General features: G+C 39.7%; 19 protein-coding genes and 1 pseudogene. 8 read left to right on the top strand and 12 right to left on the bottom strand.

Annotated elements, in window-relative coordinates:
- Positions 1 to 239: 239 nt before the first annotated feature.
- Together K7X70_RS17405 and K7X70_RS17400 are read right to left on the bottom strand one after the other, a co-directional pair.
- Complete coding sequence (locus K7X70_RS17405; protein ID WP_222538243.1) at positions 240 to 1,406, bottom strand: sialidase family protein; 1,167 nt, start codon at positions 1,404 to 1,406, stop codon at positions 240 to 242.
- Positions 1,407 to 1,454: 48 nt separating this feature from the next.
- Positions 1,455 to 2,590 (bottom strand): annotated as a pseudogene (locus K7X70_RS17400) (MFS transporter).
- Between the two features lie 53 nt (positions 2,591 to 2,643).
- On the opposite strand from K7X70_RS17400, the gene K7X70_RS17395 reads away from it, so the two are divergent.
- Positions 2,644 to 3,111 (top strand): SRPBCC family protein, encoded by a 468-nt coding sequence (locus K7X70_RS17395; protein WP_222538242.1) that lies wholly within the window; start codon positions 2,644 to 2,646, stop codon positions 3,109 to 3,111.
- Positions 3,112 to 3,119: 8 nt separating this feature from the next.
- Here K7X70_RS17395 and K7X70_RS17390 read toward each other — a convergent pair whose 3' ends face one another.
- The gene (locus tag K7X70_RS17390) at positions 3,120 to 3,539 is read right to left on the bottom strand and encodes a hypothetical protein (RefSeq protein WP_222538241.1); all 420 of its coding nucleotides are present in this window, start codon (positions 3,537 to 3,539) and stop codon (positions 3,120 to 3,122) included.
- A gap of 185 nt (positions 3,540 to 3,724) precedes the next feature.
- Entirely contained in the window at positions 3,725 to 4,603 is an 879-nt protein-coding gene (locus K7X70_RS17385; RefSeq protein WP_222538240.1) for a universal stress protein, read from the bottom strand.
- A gap of 210 nt (positions 4,604 to 4,813) precedes the next feature.
- Between K7X70_RS17385 and K7X70_RS17380 the strand changes: the two genes are divergently transcribed.
- Positions 4,814 to 5,251, top strand: coding sequence for a hypothetical protein (locus K7X70_RS17380; RefSeq protein ID WP_222538239.1), 438 nt, complete (start codon positions 4,814 to 4,816; stop codon positions 5,249 to 5,251).
- A gap of 110 nt (positions 5,252 to 5,361) precedes the next feature.
- On the top strand, positions 5,362 to 6,456 hold the full coding sequence (locus tag K7X70_RS17375; protein WP_222538238.1) for a baeRF3 domain-containing protein: 1,095 nt from the start codon (positions 5,362 to 5,364) through the stop codon (positions 6,454 to 6,456).
- A 1-nt stretch (position 6,457) separates the two neighbouring features.
- Here the strand turns inward: K7X70_RS17375 and K7X70_RS17370 are convergent, their stop codons facing one another.
- Positions 6,458 to 7,339 carry a universal stress protein gene (locus tag K7X70_RS17370; RefSeq protein ID WP_222538237.1) on the bottom strand — a complete coding sequence of 294 codons (882 nt, stop codon included), beginning with the start codon at positions 7,337 to 7,339 and terminating at the stop codon, positions 6,458 to 6,460.
- 222 nt (positions 7,340 to 7,561) lie between these two features.
- Between K7X70_RS17370 and K7X70_RS17365 the strand changes: the two genes are divergently transcribed.
- A complete protein-coding gene (locus tag K7X70_RS17365; protein WP_222538236.1) occupies positions 7,562 to 8,245 on the top strand; it encodes a DUF6629 family protein in 684 nt (227 codons plus the stop codon).
- Positions 8,246 to 8,324: 79 nt separating this feature from the next.
- Here the strand turns inward: K7X70_RS17365 and yiaA are convergent, their stop codons facing one another.
- Both yiaA and K7X70_RS17355 read right to left on the bottom strand, forming a co-directional pair.
- A complete protein-coding gene (gene yiaA, locus K7X70_RS17360; RefSeq protein WP_062548308.1) occupies positions 8,325 to 8,735 on the bottom strand; it encodes an inner membrane protein YiaA in 411 nt (136 codons plus the stop codon).
- 155 nt (positions 8,736 to 8,890) lie between these two features.
- Positions 8,891 to 9,664, bottom strand: coding sequence for a hypothetical protein (locus K7X70_RS17355; RefSeq protein ID WP_222538235.1), 774 nt, complete (start codon positions 9,662 to 9,664; stop codon positions 8,891 to 8,893).
- Positions 9,665 to 9,891: 227 nt separating this feature from the next.
- On the opposite strand from K7X70_RS17355, the gene K7X70_RS17350 reads away from it, so the two are divergent.
- From K7X70_RS17350 to K7X70_RS17335, 4 genes are all read left to right on the top strand, one after another.
- Positions 9,892 to 10,992: an SPFH domain-containing protein gene (locus K7X70_RS17350; RefSeq protein WP_222538234.1), complete on the top strand. Its 1,101-nt coding sequence runs from the start codon at positions 9,892 to 9,894 to the stop codon at positions 10,990 to 10,992.
- A 3-nt stretch (positions 10,993 to 10,995) separates the two neighbouring features.
- A complete protein-coding gene (locus tag K7X70_RS17345; RefSeq protein ID WP_222538233.1) occupies positions 10,996 to 12,108 on the top strand; it encodes a hypothetical protein in 1,113 nt (370 codons plus the stop codon).
- Positions 12,109 to 12,175: 67 nt separating this feature from the next.
- Positions 12,176 to 12,580, top strand: coding sequence for a VOC family protein (locus K7X70_RS17340; RefSeq protein WP_222538232.1), 405 nt, complete (start codon positions 12,176 to 12,178; stop codon positions 12,578 to 12,580).
- 275 nt (positions 12,581 to 12,855) lie between these two features.
- Complete coding sequence (locus K7X70_RS17335) at positions 12,856 to 14,247, top strand: DUF5689 domain-containing protein (protein WP_222538231.1); 1,392 nt, start codon at positions 12,856 to 12,858, stop codon at positions 14,245 to 14,247.
- An 88-nt stretch (positions 14,248 to 14,335) separates the two neighbouring features.
- On the opposite strand, the gene K7X70_RS17330 is transcribed toward K7X70_RS17335, so the two are convergent.
- From K7X70_RS17330 to K7X70_RS17310, 5 genes are all read right to left on the bottom strand, one after another.
- Positions 14,336 to 15,427 (bottom strand): TlpA disulfide reductase family protein, encoded by a 1,092-nt coding sequence (locus tag K7X70_RS17330; protein WP_222538230.1) that lies wholly within the window; start codon positions 15,425 to 15,427, stop codon positions 14,336 to 14,338.
- On the bottom strand, positions 15,421 to 16,968 hold the full coding sequence (locus K7X70_RS17325; RefSeq protein WP_222538229.1) for a RagB/SusD family nutrient uptake outer membrane protein: 1,548 nt from the start codon (positions 16,966 to 16,968) through the stop codon (positions 15,421 to 15,423). The genes K7X70_RS17330 and K7X70_RS17325 overlap by 7 nt, the downstream gene beginning before the upstream one ends.
- An 11-nt stretch (positions 16,969 to 16,979) precedes the next feature.
- Positions 16,980 to 20,519 carry a SusC/RagA family TonB-linked outer membrane protein gene (locus K7X70_RS17320; protein WP_222538228.1) on the bottom strand — a complete coding sequence of 1,180 codons (3,540 nt, stop codon included), beginning with the start codon at positions 20,517 to 20,519 and terminating at the stop codon, positions 16,980 to 16,982.
- A 222-nt stretch (positions 20,520 to 20,741) separates the two neighbouring features.
- Positions 20,742 to 21,908, bottom strand: coding sequence for a FecR family protein (locus K7X70_RS17315; RefSeq protein WP_222538227.1), 1,167 nt, complete (start codon positions 21,906 to 21,908; stop codon positions 20,742 to 20,744).
- A gap of 179 nt (positions 21,909 to 22,087) precedes the next feature.
- Positions 22,088 to 22,678, bottom strand: coding sequence for an RNA polymerase sigma-70 factor (locus tag K7X70_RS17310; protein WP_222538226.1), 591 nt, complete (start codon positions 22,676 to 22,678; stop codon positions 22,088 to 22,090).
- Positions 22,679 to 22,930 lie beyond the last annotated feature (252 nt).

Here is a 22,930-nt window from a genome sequence, read left to right as displayed (position 1 = left end):
ATCAAAACCCTGCAAATCAATTGATTTGCAGGGTTTCGTTTTTAGTCAAAAAGTTTTCTAGGCTTTATTATGCGATATTACTTGTTTTTCGTTACAGGAGTATACAAAACAATGACTACCGGTTTAACTATGTTAAAGCTTCCGTTCCAAAGATCGAATCTTGCATTATTAGTCAATAACCTAGTGTAATTACCAGTACAATTCATGCGAATAAAAAACAAAAAATAAATACTTTCTAATTATTTCCATTGGATCGCTGAAAATACAATTTCTGAATAATCATCCTTTTCAAACAAAACTCCGATCTTCTTGCTGCTAAGCTTAACCAAATCAGAATAAGCGGCATAAGAAACATTAGCCTTACCTTCCCCTTTATAAACTGGAATATTTACCTGCCAGGTTTTTCCTTCATCAAAACTAACACGAAGCATGAGGTTGTCCCGACGTTTGGTATCTGCTGCGTTACAGAATGCCAGTATATTTTTACCTTTTTTAGTACCTATATTTAAAATACTACCCTGACAAACCGGATCTATTAAATTAGGATCAAAATAAGTGGTATCCCAGCTTGCTCCCCCGTCACTACTAATAGAGACAATCCTTTCCCTTTTGTCGCCATTCTGATTGCGGCTATTCATCATTAATCTGCTATCAGAAAGCTCAGCGGCCATAGACTCATTACTTCCAGGAAGATTTAAGCTATTGCCAAGTTTGAATGTTTTACCATGGTCGTCGCTATAATAACCATGGGCTACATAATGACCAGCTCCGGCTTTCCTATCTCCGGCAGTATGGTTCGCCGCTATAAAAATTCTACCCTTGTATTTTCCAGACTGGAACTGCATCCCATGCCCAGGAGTATTTGCATAATACCTCCAATCTTCATCAAAATTATATGCTGGACTTATCAAAGGTTGCTTAGGGCGATGCACCTGACTGGTAATATCCACCTGATCAGACCAGGTTTGACCGCCATCTGTAGAAGTTTTATACATACACAGTTTAATTCCTTTCCCGTTTATGACATCGCCTTCACTCTGTGTACCAGTATTATAAAACAGGAAAATTCTACCTTTAGGGAACCTTGGATCAGTCAGATCCACCACCGGAGCTGGATTACACAATTGCAGGTGCCCAAATTCTGCAACTACCTGTAAGTCAGACCAGGTTTTGCCATTATCCGTGCTTTTCTTCATGACAATATCAATATCTCCAAAATCACCTGAATCGTTCACTCTGCCTTCACAAAAGGCCAATAAGGTGCCGTTTGGTAAATTTACAATTGCGGGGATACGGAAGCTCTTATATCCTTCTTTTCCTGAAACAAATACAGGGGTATTCTTTTGCTGGGCGCTAAGCTTTAAGCAAAATAGTAATGCTAATAAAATAATTGTAATTCTGTTCATTTTTTCTTTTGTATGTGTTATAAATCTATTATTAATCTGTGATCATTTTTATTCATCCGTAAAATCATTCTGTTTGGGCCGAAGAAAATAAAGCTGAACAACCAATGCCATCGCAACCATTCCGGCTAACATAACAAAACCTTCAGCCAAGGTACCTGCTTCGCTATATTTCCCCAATACATCCGTGATAAGCGCACCAGAAAATACGCCTACCATGTTCATCAAACCATAAGCAGTAGCCCTATACTTAGCCGATACAAACTGGCATAAGATGGGCATGTTGTTGGCATCAAACATGCCAAACCCAAAACCAAAGCAAACAGCCGCACCTACTACATGAAAAAACGTGTGCCCATAACCAATTAAGAGCAATGCTGGGATGGTTAATGAAAGACCTATTGCACTGGTATATATTCTTCCTCTCAGATTCTTTTGTACCCATCTGTCGGACAAGAGCCCACCTAAGATTACCCCTAAAAAGGAAGAAGTCGCTATGGCAACAGTAGAAAAAGGCCCAGCAGTTGCCATATCAATATTTAATGTTTCTGCAAACAATGTAGGTAACCAGTTTTTAACCGCCCATCCCGGCAAGCTGGGAATAGCAAAATAAAACAGGATCACCCAGAAAGCAACGTTACTAAGCAACAACCCAATACCTTTAAATAAAGAAGTTTTAATTCCCAATGGAATGAAATCTTCTGATCCAGAATCTGCAACAAAACTCTTCTTCTCTTTTAAGAAAAAAATTAAAACCAACGCATACAATATCCCTATCAATCCAAAGGTATGAAATGTCTGCTGCCATGAATATGCTGATGCAATGGTAGCTCCGAAACCACCCAGTGCCTGCCCCATATATAAACCAGTCATATGGATACCTATTGCAAGAGACCTCGTCTTAGTCCCATGAAAGTCTGCGATTAATGACAAGCCGGCAGGTAAATATAAAGCCTCACTCAGCCCCATAACAGCTCTGAGTACATACAATTGATTAAAGTTAGTTGCATAAGCCATCGCAAAAGTAACCGCTGACCAAACAAACTTCCGATAATAAGCCATTTGCGATTAAGTTTATCTGCAATAATTCCTGAAATGGGGCTCATAAATCCGTATACCCATAAAAATACAGCCATTAAATAGCCGAAATTAGTGGCAGATTGCAGTTCTGCTATATCCAGCTGCATTGACGGTTTCATTGTAGATAACATCTGCCTATCCATATAATTGAGCAGTGCTCATGCCTACACTATATCTCAGCACGTTCATTCTAGCTACACCCGCTATTGTATTTGATCTATCCAGAAGTATTGACTTACATCAGATCTCTACACAACAAACCCAGGAAAGAGTAATAGCCGGTAGGATGTCTGGATTGATAGAACTGGGAGAATCTGTCACATGGAGAGCAAAACACTTTGGTTTTTTTCAGGAATTAACTTCTAAAGTTACCGCTTTTGAAAAACCAAATTCATTTACGGATGAAATGGTTTCTGGTGCATTCAAATCATTTGAGCATATCCATAAATTCGAACTAGCAGGCAAGGGAACTAATATGATTGATATTTTTTCTTACGTATCCCCATTAGGAATCTTAGGGAAAGTTGTAGATTATCTCTTTTTAAAGAGATACATGGAAACTTTATTAATGAAGCGCAATCTCACTATAAAGCAATATGCAGAAAATGCAGGTCAAAATCTTTTTTAATCAGTCATTTAATTAACTAACAATTTGCGTTCATCTAATATTTCTTCAACTATCAAATACAACTCTCTTTTTACTTCACGATATTGATGAATTAGGTCTGTCATACGACACTCTAAATCTGCTTGTTTTTCCGACAGTTCATCCAAACTAACATGCAGCAAATCTTCTGCAAGCAATTCCAAATTCTTCAGATGCTGATCCAATAATCCTTTAATACGATGCTTTTCATTAACTAATGCAGACAATTTACTGCCGAGTTGAGTCAATTTCTTAATGCGTTGCTCGCCAGACAATTGTAAAAAATGCTCTTCCATCAAACGGTTCAAAAAAACAACCTCCAGATTAAAGAAATCTAGGTAAGTTTTCCAGCGCCGGACATTGATATAATACTCCAGGGCTCGCTCTGGAAGTTTAGTTAGTGTTTCCATATTTTTAAACTTTAATACTTGGCTATCTTTTTTTGATATTTCCCGATCTGCAGCAAATTCCCCGTCATTAATTTAATAAAGTATTCCATGCTTTTAATTTTAATGGCCCTATAAAATTAGCACAGACGATCAAGTAATTAGGTGATAACCATCATAAATATAAATGATCTGTAACAAGAGCCCATTTAAAGAAACTTATCCTTTCGAGTTTTAAATATTAGCATAGGCAAAGACATGAGATCCACCATTTTCATGGTATGACTCTCCTTAAACAATTGATGGAACAAAGCATCTTCCCTATACTCCATAGCCAATACATCTGTCTGCCCATGTTCAACGATCCATGACAAGCCCTCTTCAACTGTCATACCGGTAAAATTTCTATAATAGATCCTATGGTAATTAGTCCTTGCGATAGCCCCCACGATTAAAGTATCCATTTTTTGCTGCAAGTCCTTAGCACGCTCCTTTCCTACCTTCACATGTACAATTAATATTTCAGCATTAAATGGCCGGACCAAATCAGAAAGCAGAGCAAGTATCTCCAGATCATTTCCCATAAAATCTGTTGCAAAAACAATCTTATTGATTTTTTTAAAAGTGGCTAAAGCAGGAACGATTAATATGGGAAGTCCGGTTTTATTAATCGCTTTGCGAATTTTACTTCCAAAGAAGAAGCCATTTGTCTTACCTGCACTGGAGATCCCTATCGTCAGGAAATTAATATCATTAAAATCCTCCCGATGACTGATCATTTCAAAGACCTTTCCCTCCTCGCAACTACTGCTAATTTGTGGAATCCATGGAAGGTCTGGTCTAACCTCACGATTCTCTTTATCCAGTGTTTTCACAAAATCATTAAGCTGAACAATTTTACCATTTTTAAAAGCCTGATGTTTTTCAACATTCCCTGTAAATGATTGTAGCAACAATGAGGTCGCTGGAACTTCAAATGTATGAAGTAGCTCAATATTAACCTGCAAATAATAAGCGAGATGTAATGCGTAACGTGCCGCATTTTCCGCAGCAGGAGAAAGGTCTGTGGCAACAAGTATTTTTTTCATGATCTTTTAAGCATTTTAACCTTCATTATACCCAACCAAAGCTTCTAAAAAAAAACTAAAAATAGCATGACAACAGTCACACAAACAAATGACAATCAACATGATAAACAAATCCAGAAGACCGAGATGATGAGTATCATACTGTGAATTGACTGCTGTCATTCAGAACCTAAATTTATTTTAGGAACTTGTTCTGTTAAGAATCAGGTTATGAGAACGATAGCTAATGGATTAACACGATCTCTCCAACATTATGCAGTAACCTTAGCATGGCTTGATGATACAAGATACTATAGGTTAGAAGCCAATTATTTGAGTTCGGAATTTGAAAATTATAGTTCGAACCATTTATGTTCTTATTATGAAAAAAAGACGAATTGGATGAGGATGAATTTATTGAAATTAGTAAAGGATCTAGGAAGAATTCAGCTCATGATTGAGCACCAGCTAGACCGTCTTTGTTTGGTGATTGAAGACAAAATTGAAGAAGATACTGAAGCGCTTGAATGTAGACAGATACATCTGGAATACATCATGCGAGATTTCTGCGAAGCATACAGGAAATTAAAAATCACTTTTTTTGAGCTTGTAGATTCAATTAATAATATCGAACTGCCTGTATTTTACCGGACAGAACTAGGCAGGTGATCTTGCTCGGGCATGTACGATGATGAATATCATAAGGTTAGCTGATGACTGTCACGGAGATACTCTTGATAAATACTGAAATTAGAATACACTTATCTAACTAGAATATCATGATTAAGCACTTAAACCCAGAAGTACAGGAAATTATTGAAGCTGTTCACTATTGGCCTTCAATCTCTCTAATAATGCCTCTTACAGCTAAAATTAATGCGGAAAAAGAGCTGGAGCAATCATTCAATTTTAAAGTAGATGAAGTAGGGCGTGAGCTTAAAAGCAATTATTCAGAGGAAATGTCCAATCTGATGATCAAGAAACTACAATTAGCCCTTAAAAAAGTTGACCTGAATCTACATAAAAAAGCGGTAGCTGTTTATGTATCACCAGTATTTGAGAAAATAGTTTATTTGGATACAGCTGTCCAGGAACGGATTGTAATTGATGAATCATTTGAAATCCGCGACTTGATTTATAGTAAGAAACGTTGCAGCAAATATCTATTGCTCTTATTGAGTTCAAAACAGTTTAATATTTATCTGGTTAATGGCGATCAATTTACCAAAATTGAAACAACGATTCCAGAAAATATAGCCCCGTATATCAACGAATGGCCTGAAAAAGTAGCAAATTTCACGGATTCGATTGATAAGAATCAAATTATTGTCCAAAAATTTTTACAGCATATCGATAAAGAACTTAATCGGATCCTAAACGACCATGAACTACCCGTTTTTGTGATGGGCGTAAAAAAGATTTTGGGACATTTTAAAAAAATCAGTAAACATCAGGACTTTATTGCCGACTACATCACTGGTAACTACGATAAACTTAGTTTTGCCAAACTAGCGGAAATATTGGAATCACATTTAGCAGTATTATGGCATAAAAAAGATAAAGAAATAGTTCAGATCCTCGATAATGCCGAAGGGGAAAACAAACTCATAACGGGAATAAAACCAGTTTGGGAGGCTGTAATGGATAATCTTGGCAATAAAGTTTTTGTTGAAAGCGACTTTGTCTTTTCCGCTCAAAGGGCCGCAAAACCAAATATGATAGAAGAACTGACGGAAAATTACAATGAATTTTCTTATATCAGGGACGCTGTTGACGATATCATTGAAAAAGTTATTTTAAATGGAGGCGATGTAGATTTCGTAGATTCCGGTACTTTAAATAACTATGAACACATCGCCTTGGTTACTTATTAAATTAATTTTTATTCTTTTTGTGTTCTATCTGGGCAATGGGAACAACCATTATAGGGATTTTCTGTTGACGAAGCGCATTTATTGTGGTTCCCTCTTTAAGTATTTGCGTAAAAAATGAATGATGTTGATGGCTAAAAACCAGTAAATCAGCTTCTCTTTCCTGAAACTGTTTTATTAACCTTGGCAAAAGTCGTTTGCCTTTTATGTTTTTAAACATCACAGTAGGATATTTTTCCTCACTTATTTCGTTAATATAGCTCCTCACCTTTTCGTTCTTCATCCTCTGTTTACTTCCATAAAGGCTCACATGAACAATCTCCAATTGATATTCTAATAGTTCCCCGAGTGCAAGAAGATCATTTATCGCATCAATATCTGTTTCATTAAAATTTGTCGCAAAAATGACCCGATCCAATCTTAAGAAATTATAATTTTTGGGAATGATCAATACTGGCCGATCGACATGTTCAATTATGGTACTGATATCACTCCCAAACAAGATATGGTCGATTTTAGAACCCGATCGGGTACCCGTAACAATGAATTCAATATCATGGTGTTTAACAATTTCCTGAACATTCGTCAAAAGCTCCCCTGGCATTAACTTACCACGAATATTAATTTTGAGATGCTGTTCTAAATGGAGACTGGCAAAAGCCTTAAGATGTACGATCAATTTACTTAGCTGCTCTTTTTGCATGTTTTCCCAACTAACATTTTCAGTAATCATTACACCACCTTCATAATAAGGTATAATGGATATATTATTGTCTGAGTGCATGACCAATACATCAGCATGGATTTTTCCCGCCAATAATACAGCTGCTTCTGCTGCAATAAGTGATTTATTTGTAAAATCTGTTAGCACAAGGATAGTTTTCATGACTATAGCGTATTTATTCGTTTCACTCTAATTTAAACAAGTATTAACACCTAAGCCATGACACTCATCAATGTAAACCATGACAAACATCAATCTAAAACGTCAAAATCTTTTTTAAAATCACATAGCAGCAAATGATTCTAACCGGTCAGTAAACTTTTATCATGCTGGAACGTTAGTCTAATACCTGATGAATTTTCCTCAGATATAAAGAAATGGCTGATGTGTTTTTCCGCTACAGCGAGTTTTACAGCAGGTGCTGGCCTGCTATTGGTAGGCAGTGTTGCCTTGACAAAAGCTAAAACAACTCCACAATATGTACTGGCTTGCATTCCGATCCTTTTTGCAGTGCAGCAGACTATGGAGGGATTCTTATGGCTGACTCTTTCACATGCGACCTATGCGCCCTGGACTGACCTTACCATGTACGTGTTTCTGGCATTTGCCCAGACCGTCTGGCCCATATTGGTTCCCTTATCGATGCTGCTGTTCGAAAAGGATCCCCTTAGAAAGAAAATTTTGTTCGGTCTGTTAGCCACAGGTGTATTGGCTGCTTTATACCTTGGCTATTCGCTATTGAATTTTAAAGCTTCGGCTAGAATAGAGGAGCACCATATCAGATATTCCCTGGAATTCCCTATCCAAAGCAAACTGCTCAGAGGCATCCCCTACATGCTGGCTACGGCAATTTCACCATTCTTTTCCAGTCATAAATTGCTCAGACTGTTGGGTTGGACGCTTGTGATTTCCTATGTGGTGACGGCAATCTTCTATACCAATTACCTTACCTCTGTATGGTGCTTCTTCGGCTCGATATTGAGCATGCTGATCCTTTTCATCATCACAAAGCAGAATTCGGAAAATTTAAAACCTATAACTGTCCCTAAGTTCTTTAAAAAGCCATAAGAAGCAAGAAAGCCCCAGCTTATGCTGAGGCTTAAATAAATAACTGCAGCACCAATATTTCTGGCTTTACTGCAAATGATTAAATTCCTTTGTCGCTATTAGGTTCCGCAGAGATACTATCTCTAGTGTTCTTCTGCACGGCAATAGAAGCGAAAATAGTCAGTAAGAATGCCATCGCATAGAATCCTTTTTCACTTAAAGCAAGCGTAGCATTCCATAAGCCTATCGCTAATAATGCAATGGAAAGGATCGTACAGAACCAGGCGATTCCATAATAAATATTGGTTACTGGGATGCCTTCTAATCGGTCACGAACACATTTTTGTACAGAAATTGCGGCAAATACACCGAAAATAAGGATGGTAAAATAATATCCCTTTTCATTCAATTGCATGGTTGCATTGAAAAGACCGATATTATAAGCAGCAAATCCTGCCATTAAAGCGACCCAGGAGGCCCCAATAAATGCACTTGATGGTTTTTGATTCATTAATTTTTCAGATAGATAATGGTGGATGTTGATTGGTTAATTAGACAATTATAATTAATTATCTTTAAAATCAGTAAGATTCATTTTATTTAAAATTTCATCTGAAGCAAAAGCATTGATGAGATCAATAAATTCAGATGAATTGATGGAAAAAATTAGATCTTTTCAAAGTATTGTCCTTTCAATTGGTACTTGATTTTGCCTTTCGTCACTCTGCCGTCTGCATTGATCAGAGGAATCAGAATCGTTTGATTCTTCTGATCATAAAGCAATTTCATATAATCTCTAGGTTCCACCCCATCTTTTCTATCCCTGTTAGACGAGCTGGAAAGATCAACTTCATAACCGATTACATTCTTGATCCCAGTTTTAGTTTTAATCAGCCTGGTATTTGGATTTAACTTTCCATTTTCAATGGAGAATATTTTCGCCTGGTAATCGTATAAGGCGCTACTTCCAACACTGATGCTAGTGCTTAGATAATACCGTTTACCTGCAGCTGTAAGGTCATTGATTTCCATAAAAAGACATCCGTTTTCTTCCTCTGGGGTATCACTCTTCATTGAAGATACTTTCCCCGCAGCATTATATTGGTAAACACTTTTAAAATACTGCATAGTTCCACCTTCCAGCGTATTCCAGGTGTAGATTCTAAAAAGACCATCACTAGAAGTAAGAATATCCAATCCAACCTTTGTTTTGTCAAATTGATGGCTTAAGGTTTTAGGGTTATTGGCAGTAAAATTCAGAATCAATGCTTCCAATTCCTTATTATACCTGGCAAGCGAATCATATGATTTATCCTCCTGGCTGTGACTCCATTTCTCCCGTTGCTGAGATAAATGATGTAGCTTGTTTTCCAGCGATTTCATGTCCTGACCATAAACAGGCATCTTCAGCAAGATTAATAATAACAATATACGAACCATCTGATCATAATTTTTCGCTAACATAAGGATTTCAGAAAACAACTCTACCCTATAACGGAGGTAATAATTAGACCGCAAGCATTGATGCAATTGTGTGAGGTGTTTATACACCCTCATTTTTATTGAAAAATTCGGTAACAATTAAACCTTTGTGATTCTAAGGTAATATTTGACAGATTGCAGAATAAAACTATATTTATCAAAAAAAACTTACAAATTATCATCCAATGGGATTATTCAGCAAATTATTAGGCGAGTTTATAGATGTTATTGAGTGGGTAGACCATAGTCAGGATACCCTGGTTTGGAAATTCCCGCGTAACGACAACGCCATTAAAATGGGCGCTAAACTGACCGTACGGGAATCGCAAGTGGCCATTTTTATGAACGAAGGTCGAATTGCGGATGTATTCCTTCCGGGGATGTATGAGCTCAGTACGCAGAACATCCCGATTCTGACCACGCTGATGAGTTGGAAATATGGCTTCAACAGTCCCTTTCAGGCAGACGTTTATTTTGTCAGCACACGCACTTTTTTAAACCAAAAATGGGGTACTAAAAACCCAGTGATGATACGTGATGCAGAATTCGGCCCAGTTAGACTGCGTGCTTTTGGTTCATTCAACTTTAAAGTGCTGGACGCCAAAGTATTTCTTACACAGATCTCTGCCACCAATCCCAATTTCAGTATCGACGACATTAACGAGCAGCTGCGCAATACCGTAGTTTCACGTGCAATGGATACGGTAGCAGAGTCCAAAATACCCGTACTTGATCTGGCTGCCAATTACAATGAAGTGGGACTTCTGGTGACACAACATATACAGCCTGATTTTGCCGAACTCGGACTTGAGCTCAGCAAATTATTGGTTGAAAACATATCCTTACCTCCTGAAGTAGAGGAGGCACTAGACAAACGTAGTCAGATGGGCATCATCGGAAACCTGGGCGCTTATGCGCAGTTTCAGGCCGCAAATGCGATCGAAAAATCTGCGGAAAACACCATTGGAGGTAATCTCGGTGCAGCAGGTATGGGAATCGGCGTTGGCGCAGCGATGATGGGTCAGGTGGGCAATATTTTTCAGCAAAACCAGTTTGATCCCAATGCAAAAGGCGCGGATGCTCCCCCATCTTTAAATGCGGTAGAATATCATTTCGCAAAAGATGGAAAACCTGATGGCCCTCACAGCCTTGGTTCTATTAAAACCTTAATTGCTTCAAATGTGATCAATAGAGAAACTCAGGTTTGGAAAAAGGGAATGGCGACATGGGCTCCTGCAGGAACCCTGACCGAGTTATTTGACCATGAACCACCACCACTAATCTAAATCATGAACAACACAGTACCACCTCTGGTCCTTAATTCTTCTTTAAAATGTAATGGCTGCGGTGCATTGCTAGTTTTTATACCCGGCAGCGGGAACCTCAAATGTGATCATTGCGGGGTCAGCAATCCTATAGCAACTGACCAAAATGCCAGCACTATCAAGTCGTTTGATTATAAGCTTTTTGTAGACCACATCGATCAGAGCAAAAAAAATGAGGACCTTAAAATGGTCAAATGCAGCAGCTGTGGTTCGGAAACTGTACTCAGCGCCTTTACCACTTCAGATAGGTGCTCGTTTTGTACCGCACCATTGGTGTTGAGTACACAAAATGGACAGCAATATGTGCCTCCACATTACATTTTACCATTCGAAATTAGTAAGGAACAAGCTACTTATTTCTTTCAAAATTGGCTCAATAAACTTTGGTGGACTCCAAGTGACCTGATCAAACAGGTAAAATCCAGTACTTCAGCCATTCAGGGAGTTTACCTACCCCACTGGTCTTTTGATACCACCACAACCAGCGCTTTTACTGGAAATCGAGGCGATTATTATTACACCACAGAAAACTATACAGTGACTGCGGAGAATGGCAAAACGGAAAACAGGACCAGGCAAGTGCGCCATACCCGCTGGACCCCTGTTACAGGTGAAGTCGATAACATCTTTAATGACTTAATGGTACCTGCCAGTAAGTCGCTTCCTCATAAAACATTAAAGGCATTGTCGCCCTGGAATTTTGACCTGCTGGTGAAGTTCGACGAGCGCTATATGAGTGGCTTCCGCTCTGAAACCTATCAGATTAGCCCTGAACAGGGCTTTTCCTTAGCCTCAGACCAAACCAAGGATAGCATCAGGTTCACCATACAATCTAAGATTGGCGGAGATGAACAGCAGATTAGCGGTTTCTATACCGATTTCAACAAGAAAGCGATCAAATATATCATGCTGCCAGTATGGGTTAGTGCTTATGTTTACAACAAGAAAATCTATCAGTTTACGATCAATGCCAGTACCGGTGAAGTCATTGGAGAACGCCCTTTAAGTTGGACCAAGATTATCCTTTTTGTATTTATGGTGTTAATCTTACTTTGTTTAGTGGTTTTGATGGTTTAAATCCTGCTGACATATAGCTGTCACCGGGCCAATTTATTTTTGTGCTAAAGAATTAAACAATAGCATCATGAATTTAGCATCATTAAGAATCATTACGGCAGACATCAAAAGACTGGTTCAGTTTTATGAAAAAATCACTGGTTTAACTGCTCATTGGTCAACAGCAGACTTTGCAGAGCTCAAAATCGGCCAGGGTAATTTAGCCATAGGAAGTACACGGACTATGACTTTGTTCGGAAAAGATTTCGCAGAACCAGCAAGTAACAAAAGTGTCATCATAGAATTTCTTGTGAAGAATGTGGATGAAGATTACAACCAGATTAAAGGTTCATTAGCTGAAATTGTTCAGGAGCCGACTACCATGCCCTGGGGAAATCGCTCCTTACTATTTCGCGATCCCGATGGGAATTTGATCAACTTCTTTAGCCCAGTCAGTGCAAAGAACCTCACATCAACTCTCCTAGAAACCTAAATGGGTCATGCTTCATCATTAAGGTTTACGATGAACAGCCCCCTTGTGTTTCTTTGAAAAATAAATAAATTACTCAAATATTTATTTAGATAATATTTTCACATAAAAATATCATATATTTATTACTGTTAAATTTTTAGGAATAAAATATCCTACAGATTAAACAAAATTACCGCACCAACACAGATCCGATCCTATATGCTTTAAGTTTTTTGCTGCTCCTGGTTACGCCAACCGAATAGAAGATTTCATTAAATCACCTCTAAAATTTAGCTATGAAAAAGACATACACAAGTCATCTGATAACCGTATCCATTCTGTTAATCTTCCTATCGAGTATCGCCTCTTGCTCAAAAGATAAAAATAAGATCCCGGATTTAATTCCGATCCCTCCTGATGCCAAACAGATTTCAATTGCTGCGATAAAGGCGCTAAGTACAGCAGAGCTTGTGAAAATTAAAGACGAGAGTGTAATAAGAGGCGTAGTGATTTCAGATGCCAGCTCAAAAAATGTCGATAACAATAAAACTTTATTTCTACAGGAAGGCAGCGGCAAAAGCGGAATCATGATCAAGTTAAAAACTGACCATAATTTTGTCTTAAATGACAGCCTGGAAATAGCTGTTTTCGACCAGATGGTCACAAAATTGAATGGTGCAATCGTCCTGCAGGATGTCGCAAATAACTTGGTGAAAAAACTAGGGTTTGGAAAGATTATCCCCCGGGTAACTAGTGTGAGAGAACTTCAAGCAAATAAAAAGGACTGGGAAGGTAGTTTAGTACGCATTGCCCCATGCGAACTGACCTCTGATAATGGGAATTATTCAGGGAAAATGAAAATAAGAGATGGAAAAATGACCCTTGCTTCCTACGTCCACGAAGATGCTGCATTTAACAGCCAGGAGCTACCCCTGGATATCAGCAGTGTTCTGGGGATTGTACGTTTAAATGGCGATGAAGTACAATTAGCCCCCCTTAATACGCAAGAAATCCTTCCGTTAAAATATGTCACAGATGAATTTACAAAGTGGATAAATACAAGTGTGGATAATAATTCTACCACGATCCAATTTATGTTGCAAACTGAAGTCGCAGACTGGTATGGAGATCAAAAGGAAGGTGCGGTGAAGCAGTTTGCAAATGCCGCAGACCTATTATTTACAAAATCAGGAAAGATCTATCCTTATTTACCGAAAGATTCCAGTTCCTCCACGCTTCGGCTCATTCCTTATGAAAAATTGAAATTAAAAGGATTGAAAGCGGTGGAAATTACATTTGCAGCGAGTAAAAGTGTTGGTCCTACTATATTTTCAGATGTAAGTGCCGATCGATCCATTGGCGTAAACCTATTGCCTTTTAATACCGGCATTGATGAAGTGAAAATAGGGATCAGAATACCAATAGGATTAAATGAGTGGCATCGGATTCCATCCTCCTCAGCTCCTATTCAAGAAGCAGGTAAATTTTATACCGCTAAATTTATAATTCCTTCCACCCTGGAGGATTTAATAGCCATGGGAATTAGCCCAGCAAACGGTCAGGAATGGCTGGAAAATCCGAAGATAGCAATCATCAATCTGTCCTCGAGGAAAACTCCGGGCATCACTACTTATTATCGGGACCGTTATATCCCGATATTAATCGATAAGGTAAAAATGGGCTTTTAGCCCATTTTTACCTTATTCTAAATACAGCTGCTGGTGCTTTTTTTCGAAACGCAGCGAACAGCCTGGTCATAAAGGTTCCTCCTCCTATTTACTTCCCGAAAATCTCCCTTAATTTTCTTTCCATTGCACCATTAGGTTCGAATCCAATCTCTTTTAAAATGATGCTGCCATCTGGATCTATTAGAAATGAGGTCGGAAAAGCAGTCACCGTAAATTCTGATGCGATGTTCCTCGAATCCCAAACCTGCGGCCATGGATTTTTAATCTCGGTCAGTATATTAAGCCAGGGCTCGATTGTTGAATCCGTAGAAATCCCTAAAATTTCGAACTGTGCTCCCCGATATTTTTCATAAAGCTCACGCATATGTGGAAAGGCTTTTTTACAAGGACCACACCAGCTTGCCCAGAAATCGATCCATACATATTTCCCTTTGAACCTTGAAAAATCAATAGGTTTTCCCTCAGGATCATTCAGAACAAAATTCTTGATGGGCTTACCAGAACCAATTTGCTTCATGCCTCTGATAAATGTCGCAACATTCTTACCCTCATTAGATTGCTGAAGTTCAGCAGACAATTTGTTAAAACTTTTTTCAAGCTGTTCCATGGTCATGACAGATTTGCCGGAAGTATTCAGCACATAAGCACTCACAAACTCATCAGGATTACTTTCTACAAAGTCTGCACACCATTTTGCTACCCAGCTTTTTCTTAAAGAATCTCTTTTCTTAGGGGCTTCAGCTTTAGAAAGCAAAGATAATTGATCTTTTTTTGTAAAAAATTCAGCATACAGTTTTGCAGTTTTATCTCCCTTCAATGTGGAGCTGTAAAAGCCATTCTCAATGTTAAAATCAATGTTGATTGTCCCTGGCTGGTCAATCAACATAGGAAATGGACGATAAGACTTTTTAGTCTTACGCTCATATTGGCTATAAAAAAACCAGGTGGTTCTCCCATTATATGGCAATATGATTTTGAACTTCCCCCCCTTGATCTGAACAGAATCCGGTTTGACATTTTTACTGTAATAATAGATTTGAGGATACCCTTTAGTATCCCCTTTTACATGACCGATGATGGTCATATTTTTCCCTTCCGGTGTTTGGGCACTTAGGGTCATACTCATCAAACAGAAGAGTAAGGACCAGCATACATTGATGCGATTAAAAAACTTTACCATACCCTATTGTCTAAAGGAACACCCCACTGTGGATTATATTGAATAACTGTATTTGGTATTGGGAAAATAAAATCTTTAGAATCTACCGTTCCCTGATAAGTCTGCCCGTCAAACTGATGGCTGATTCTCGTTTTACACCATGGTTTACCCACCTCCAGACTAAATCTTTTCAAATCCATAAACCGCTTAAGACCAAGAATAGCAAGTTCCCTTCTTCTTTCATCAAGCACCGCTGTGATCACCTCGTCCTGGCTGCCTACCACTAATGCTGGTGTCCCTGGTTTGTATCGATACCTACGCAAGGTATTCACATCGGCAATCGCATCAGCCAAACGGTTGGTACGCGCATAAGCTTCTGCCCGCATCAGCAAAAGTTCCGGGTAGGTAAAACCAACGGTCATGATTGTCTTGCCATTCTGAGTAGAAGTTGCATTTGAAGCACTGCGAAAATTCTGTACCCTTTGTCCATCGTCATAGGTGACCCCATTAAAAGTGCTCTTGTACCCGGCAGTCAGCGTGTAAAACCATTTGTAACGCATGTCATTGTTCTTGTCATGCAGCGCGATGAGCTCGTCAGAAGGATAACTTGGCGTACCGGTAACGCTGCCTGCGCCAAAATCAGGAGTTCTATAATACAGCATTTCCCTGCTGTTTGCGGCTCTAATGAGGCCATCAGGAGAATTCAGCAGGCTTCCCGCAGGATTGGAAGGTGTGGCCAATGACAGCGTATTATAATCATAAATCACCGCATCCACTCCTTTTGATGATGCCGCTGTCCATGCCAGATTTGCATAATAGGCCACGCTATCATACTTCTGCGTAAACAAATGATAATAGGCCATCAAGGTTTGCGCAACTACTTTATTTGGACGTGAAGGCCAGTTTACATGTTCAGGAATATTCGGAAGCGCTGTGTGGATATCCTTCGCTACTTTCGCAAACATTTCTTCCTGACTGCTCAGCTCCTCCATAGGCGCATTGATGTCTGATTGCGTGCGGTAAGGAATCACCTTTTCAGTGTTGTTTCCATTTGGCTTATACACAGGTCCAAAAACCAATGCCGCATTAAAATACCACCATGCCCTGTTGACTAAGGCTTGCGCAATAACCGCCTTCCCATTCGCTTCTTCCACTGCAGATTTTGATTTCAGACTTTCAATGCCGTCAATCACATTGTTAAAATAGAATACATTGCGGTAGCCATAACTCCAGAACAAATCCGTGCTGGAATGTTTTTTATAAGGTTGCCTGAAGATATAAGCGTAAAAACGTTCCAGATTCGGGTGATTGTTCCCTACATAACGGACCTTTCCCAGGCCATCCGACAGTTGCAGGTCGTCGGTAAGAAAACCTATGGCTGAGCCCAGGTTATTGTCGATAAAATTCCAGCGGACAATGGCGTCATTATCCAGTAAGGCATCGAATTCTCCCACAGAGCCAGGAATAATTTTGCCCACAGGTTTTACATCCAGGTATTTTTTACAGGACGATACTGCCAGCAGGCAGACGATCATGATCGGATATATGATATATGTTTTCATCTTTTTTTGAATTAAAACTTGATTAAAAAGCCTGCATAGAATTCTGGCCTCAATGGAAGCGAGGTAAATCCTTGTTCTGTAAAGGCGTTTCTTCCTATCGACTGGTTCATCTCCGAGGTCTCTGGATCACGTTTATCCTTATTAGAAGTTACCAGAAGTAGGTTTCTGCCTTGCAGATAGAGTTTCACCGCTGAGATTCCTAAACGGTTGACCGCCTTTTTATTGAGGTCGTAACTAAAGGTCACATCTCTTAATTTCATGTAATTTGCCGACTCCACCAATACATCTGCGAATGGGAAGTAAGCCATATCACCACTAAGCCCCTGAGTTAATTTTGGATAGATGGTGGTTAATTCATCACCAGGAACTCTCCAACGCTCAGCCACATATCTGTTTTGATAATTAGAACCCCCAAATGCATCCCTCCTCAGCACATTGCCAAATTTGGCAATCAGCATAAAGGAAAGGTCAAATGCACGATAATGGAAGTAATTGGTGATCGCGGTTACATATTTTGGACGTAAGGTTCCAGAGAAAACAAGGTCCTCAATTTTTGTATTGCTGCCCAATACTACATTCCCATCTTTAGTATAATAGGTACCATTTCCATTCGCGTTTAAGCCTGCAAAACGATAACTAAACTGCGCGTCTATTGGATATCCTTCCTTGTAAACACTGCCAGAAGCCGCCAGCTGTACTGGTCCCGTAAAGTTGAAATTGTATTCCAGCACCTTATTGACATTAAAGCTCAAAGTGGCATTTGTAGTCCAGCTAAAGGAATCGTTTTTAATCACATCAGCCTCCACAAGCAGCTCAAGTCCAGTATTTTTCAATTTACCAATATTGCGTGTCAATCCTGTGATTAAGCTAACACCAAGTGTTGGGTCATACGTTTCTGGCGCCAGTAAATCTGTACTCATTCGTCTGTAATAATCTGCGGTGATTCTCAGTTTGCGGAAAAGGCCGATATCTAAGCCCAAATTGATCGTGCTCGTTTTCTCCCATCTCAGGGTAGAGTTTGGAGGCGTGATAATAGACGAACTGATCGCTCCTGTCGATTGATTATACACACCCGGACTGGTCACTAGAAAAGGCCCTTGTCTGAGGGAGATATTTCCATTAATTCCATAAGTAGACCTAACATTTAATTTGTCCAGCCAACTGATCTTCATGAATTTCTCCTGTCCGAGTTTATACACTCCTCCTACGGACCAGATCGGTTTATACCTGAATTTAGGATCAGTTCCGAAAAAATTCGCCAGATCCATCCTGATACTGCCACTCCAAATAAAACGGTTATCAAATTCATAGGAGCTATTGGCATACATGGAAACAAAGCGGTTGTCCCTCAAAGCCATACTTCCTATAGTCATCATTGGATCTGTAGGACGTGAGCCAGTCGCTCCGCCAAGCATATCTGTAGTATAGGCCCCAGAAATGTAGTCTTCATAATTGAATTGGGCAAAGGTTCCAGCCTGCACGTTATACCCGAGCCTTGTAGGATAAGCATTGTTGTTGAAAACATCCTTGTTCACCTCAGTACCAAGTAGAGCGCTCACCTGGTGCCTGGTACCGATCTTTTTATCCAAATTCAATTGTGCTCTGATGGTAAAAGCCTCATTGGTGTTCCTGCTTTCATTCAGATACTCGCCATCTGGAATATAATATTTCGAAGGATTCGTTTTAGAACGACCATCATCAAACCATTGTCTAACTCTAAAAGCCTCACTATCATATAAAGTATTGGAGGTATTGTAACCTAATGTCCATGATCCGCCTACATCTGCGCTTAATCCATCAATAAGTTTCAGGTTTACACTTCCTCCCATTCTTACTTGAAGGCTTTTTTGTAGGATTGATTCCAGATCCAGGTCTGCAATAGGATTAAAATTCAAAGGTTTTAAACCGTCAATGGCCTGGTAAGCGCTGATCTTTTTCGGATTAACCTGGAAGATATCCTGTGGCAATCCAGTGGCCGGGTCTACCAGCAAATCGTAAGGACGGGTATTTGCACCAGTGGTTAGCGGCGGCGTAAAATTCACGAAGTCATTTAAACTGCGGCCAGGTCTGCGGGAGGTTGCATAATTAGCATTGGTTAGCAGTTTGACCGACAAGCGTTCCGAAATTTTCCAATCGTTCTTCATGTCGAAAATCAACCTGCTGTCGCGCCCATTCTTAATATTAGACCTGCTATCGATGTATTTAATTGCTGCATTCGACTGGCTTTTTTCATTTCCACCAGTAAAAGAAAGGTTATGCTGCTGCATAAAATTATTTTGCAGCACATGATCCTGCACCTGCTTCAAGCCATCATTGTTTTTTAGCGATTCAATTTCTGCATTGGCAGCGGCGGCAGTAATCAGCCCTTGATCTCTAGCGACCAACAGGTATTGAACTCTTGTTAAAGCACTATTGTTGTTGTAGTCGTTCAGGGCTGTAACCGGATTGAGCGCGTACACATCGACCTCCGCATCAACATAATCCGCCGTACGGGAACGGTTCAAATACCTCAGATCTGGTTTTAAAGTCACCCCTGCTGAACCTCTGTAGTCAATAGCCAGTTTTCCACCTTTCGCAGATTTAGTGGTGATCACAATTACCCCATTCGAGGAGCGTGCGCCGTATATTGACGCAGCAACCGCATCTTTTAACACCGTAACGGATTCAATATTGTCGATATTTAAAGATTCTAAACCCGTAGGGACTTGTATCCCATCCTGATTGATGGTGGTTCCGGTAAGCGGGAATCCATCCACAATAATTAATGGTGCTCTTTCTCCCTGAAAAGTGGAAACGCCACGAATTTCAACGTTTCCTTCTTTTGTGACTACCATCCCTGCCACCTGGCCTTCCAGGGCGGCTTTCAGGTCCGGACGTAATTTATTCTCCAGTTTTGAGGCAGTTATCATAGAGAATGCGCCAGTAGCACGTTCTACAGGAATGTTCTGATAACCAGTAGAAATCACAGCGACCTCATTCAATTTAGAAGCATCCTCCTGCATGAGGATCGGTTTTGAGGCGGTAACCGAAGAAGCTTCAATTTCCTTTGATTTGTAGCCAATAAAACTGATCACCAGCGTAGCATGATCTGGGATGTCTTTCAGGATAAACTCGCCGGCATGGTTCGTCTGCGTAAAGCGTTTCGAACCTTTTACCTGCACTGTTGCTCCGGGCAAAGGTTTCCCATTTTCATCCATGATTTTACCCTGAACCTCGATATTTGAGACTCGATCTATCGGATTATCCTTCAGATCAGCTGATTTCTTGCTGACTACAACCGTTTTAACCGCGATTACATATTCTAAAGGCTGACCTTCAAAAATCTGTTTTAAGGCCTCATTTAGCGGAACATTTTTGAGGTTAAGGTTTACATTTTTTGCGCTGCTTAGCGTAGAACTGCTAAACATGAAATCATAGCCACTTTGTGCACTGATCTTTTCAAAGACAGTAAAGAGTGGCGTATTCTTCACGGACAAAGTGATTCGCTGTGCAAAGGAACTTGCACTTACCTGTAACATGGCGCTGATCAGAATGAGTGTGGTCAGTCTCATAATCCGTATTAATTTGATAGAAATGCGTAGCCGCACCCTAATATTCCTGGTGTAAAATTTATACATTTGCTTAGTTTGGTTTTTCGCTGTGCTTCACATTTTCCAGATGAGCGGGCACAGCGGAGTTGATCATGTAATTCGTTATAGGCATCGTTCCAAACTACAAGTCATCCCGATTGCATTCGGGGTGGCTTTTTTATTTGAAAGGCCTTCATTTAGCCATTATCGCATAACAGAGATCCTCCTTTCTTCAATTTTAAAGTGAACACCTTTCGTTTTTTCAAGAATTAAAAGTACCTCACTGAGGTTTTTTGCCCGGGAAACCTTTCCTGTAAATCGCTCTTCAACAGGTTTGCCCTTATAGCTGATGTCGACGTTATACCAGCGGGAAATTTGCTGCATCACATCTTCAATATTTTCATCGTTAAAACGGAAGAAACCATTCTTCCAGGCCACAGCTGAGGCAGTATCAGCAGGAAGTACCTGTATGACCTTATTTTGTATGATAGCCTGCTGGCCCGGTGCCAGGATTTTCTCCAAGGAGTGAGCACCAGCTTTTACGCGAACAGATCCTTCCAATAGTGTTGTTTTTACTGCTACGCCATCCTCATAATTGCTGATGTTAAAATGCGTCCCTAAAACTTCGATCTGCTGATCCTCGGTTTCCACCACAAAAGGTCGTTTTTTATCTTTAGCGACTTCAAAGTAGGCTTCCCCTTTAAGTTTTATCTTGCGGATTCCTGCCTCATTTAAACCAGCTGCATAAGTCAGGCTAGTTGCAGCATTAAGCCAGACTTTACTTTTATCCGGTAAGCTCAGCACATAGGTTTCTCCTCTCCCGGTGCTCAAAGTATTGATCATCCCGGGTTCAGCACTGCTGTTCTTCAGCTCATAAACAAGTTCTCCCGCTGCAGTCTTAGATACACTGATGCCATCTTCTTTAGCAATTAGGCCGTTCAGCGCATCAGACAATTTAATCTGTTTGCCATTGGCCAAGGTGAGGGTCGCTCCCTCTTTACCAGGAGAAATGTCCTTTCCGGAACCGATATTGTCTGTATTTTTCTGCTTCAGCTCATTCACATAAAAGATCAATGCTGCACTTAATGCAATGATAATCGTGGCCGCAACGGATACGAAAGGCCAAAGTTTACGTGCTTTAGGAATGCTGGTCGGATCTGCTGCATAGATAGACTCCAGCATCAGCTGCTGTTCTGCATCATCAAGCTCCAAAGCTTGATGATGCAGGTCAAAAGCATGACCAATAAATTGCTTAATTTCTGCTTCAAAAATTGGATCTTGTACATAATCCCATAACTCTGCCAGATCCAAATCTGAAATCGCACCATCAAGGTAAAGTTTTAGTAATTCCTGAAGCCTTAGATTTTTCATATGCTCAATGTTGTTGTGGGCTAAATAATAACTTAACCTTTAAATAACATTGACCCACAACCCTATAGCGCGGGGGTATCGAAAACAAAATAAATTTTCAACCAACTGATTTACAGTGATATTTTTTAAAAAAAACACCTTAATAATGGCTTTCCTATGATGTTTTTAACACCAATTGACTACTTAAACAGGCTTAAAAAGAAAACGGTATAACCAATTGCATGATTTTTAAAATGGGTCCTGATTTTCCGAAGGGCATCTTTCATGTAGGCATGAACAGTTTGGGGCGAAATGTTCATTGCCAGTGCTGCTTCTTCATATTTAAGTCCTTGTTGATGACAGAGCTGGTAGACCATTTTTTGCTGTGGGGATAAGGTCTCAATGGCCTGATTCAAAATGCTTTCCGCCTCCCGATAATCTAGCTCCTGGACAGTAGCATCACAAACTTCAGTAACCTCAAGTCGAAGGAGTTCAGTGGATTTATTTTGCTGGGAAAGCTGACGCAATCTATTGAAGCAATGATTGCGGACCACCGTATTTAAATAAGAGCCGAAACTTTCCAGCGTTTGTAATCTATCTCTGCTTAACCAGATCTTGAGAAATACATCCTGAACCACCTCTTTCGCCATGTCCTCAGAACGGGTGATTTTTTTACTGAAAGCCAGAACATATTTGTGGTAATTTTTGAACAGAATCTCAAATGCCCGCTTGTCGCCCCCTGCAATTTCAGCCAATAGCTCATTTTCATTATCAAGAGGCCTAGCAAACATGATCGTTTCTATAGTATAAATTTACAGCTTTTTTGGCGCAATTATACATAAATTCTTGAATACAGCAACACAAAATTTGAGCAACTATAACAACAATTTCCAGAGGGGCTCATCTCCGGCAGAACCAAAAAGCATTCAGCCAATCCTAGCGCTAATTATAGGGAAGACCCTTAAATGGAATAATTCTAAATAAATTTTGTTCGTAACGAAATAGATGCAATATTTGCCGTCAATTAGAATTAATCTAAATAA

It is taken from the genome of Pedobacter polysacchareus, from assembly GCF_019802255.1.
GTDB classification, from domain to species: Bacteria; Bacteroidota; Bacteroidia; order Sphingobacteriales; family Sphingobacteriaceae; genus Pedobacter; species Pedobacter polysacchareus.
The sequence above is the reverse complement of the archived record's forward strand: the minus strand, read 5'-3'. Positions and strand labels throughout refer to the sequence as shown.

Bases quoted from the DNA above. Each gene is read 5' to 3' on its own strand.
- K7X70_RS17390 (WP_222538241.1), bottom strand. From the start codon at position 3,539: ATGGAAACACTAACTAAACTTCCAGAGCGAGCCCTGGAGTATTATATC.
- K7X70_RS17395 (WP_222538242.1), top strand. From the start codon at position 2,644: ATGCCTACACTATATCTCAGCACGTTCATTCTAGCTACACCCGCTATT.
- K7X70_RS17365 (WP_222538236.1), top strand. From the start codon at position 7,562: ATGTGTTTTTCCGCTACAGCGAGTTTTACAGCAGGTGCTGGCCTGCTA.
- K7X70_RS17375 (WP_222538238.1), top strand. From the start codon at position 5,362: ATGATTAAGCACTTAAACCCAGAAGTACAGGAAATTATTGAAGCTGTT.
- K7X70_RS17315 (WP_222538227.1), bottom strand. From the start codon at position 21,908: ATGAAAAATCTAAGGCTTCAGGAATTACTAAAACTTTACCTTGATGGT.
- K7X70_RS17330 (WP_222538230.1), bottom strand. From the start codon at position 15,427: ATGGTAAAGTTTTTTAATCGCATCAATGTATGCTGGTCCTTACTCTTC.
- K7X70_RS17385 (WP_222538240.1), bottom strand. From the start codon at position 4,603: ATGAAAAAAATACTTGTTGCCACAGACCTTTCTCCTGCTGCGGAAAAT.
- K7X70_RS17310 (WP_222538226.1), bottom strand. From the start codon at position 22,678: ATGTTTGCTAGGCCTCTTGATAATGAAAATGAGCTATTGGCTGAAATT.
- K7X70_RS17325 (WP_222538229.1), bottom strand. From the start codon at position 16,968: ATGAAAACATATATCATATATCCGATCATGATCGTCTGCCTGCTGGCA.
- yiaA (WP_062548308.1), bottom strand. From the start codon at position 8,735: ATGAATCAAAAACCATCAAGTGCATTTATTGGGGCCTCCTGGGTCGCT.
- K7X70_RS17335 (WP_222538231.1), top strand. From the start codon at position 12,856: ATGAAAAAGACATACACAAGTCATCTGATAACCGTATCCATTCTGTTA.
- K7X70_RS17350 (WP_222538234.1), top strand. From the start codon at position 9,892: ATGGGATTATTCAGCAAATTATTAGGCGAGTTTATAGATGTTATTGAG.
- K7X70_RS17355 (WP_222538235.1), bottom strand. From the start codon at position 9,664: ATGGTTCGTATATTGTTATTATTAATCTTGCTGAAGATGCCTGTTTAT.
- K7X70_RS17345 (WP_222538233.1), top strand. From the start codon at position 10,996: ATGAACAACACAGTACCACCTCTGGTCCTTAATTCTTCTTTAAAATGT.
- K7X70_RS17320 (WP_222538228.1), bottom strand. From the start codon at position 20,519: ATGAGACTGACCACACTCATTCTGATCAGCGCCATGTTACAGGTAAGT.
- K7X70_RS17340 (WP_222538232.1), top strand. From the start codon at position 12,176: ATGAATTTAGCATCATTAAGAATCATTACGGCAGACATCAAAAGACTG.
- K7X70_RS17380 (WP_222538239.1), top strand. From the start codon at position 4,814: ATGAGAACGATAGCTAATGGATTAACACGATCTCTCCAACATTATGCA.
- K7X70_RS17405 (WP_222538243.1), bottom strand. From the start codon at position 1,406: ATGAACAGAATTACAATTATTTTATTAGCATTACTATTTTGCTTAAAG.
- K7X70_RS17370 (WP_222538237.1), bottom strand. From the start codon at position 7,339: ATGAAAACTATCCTTGTGCTAACAGATTTTACAAATAAATCACTTATT.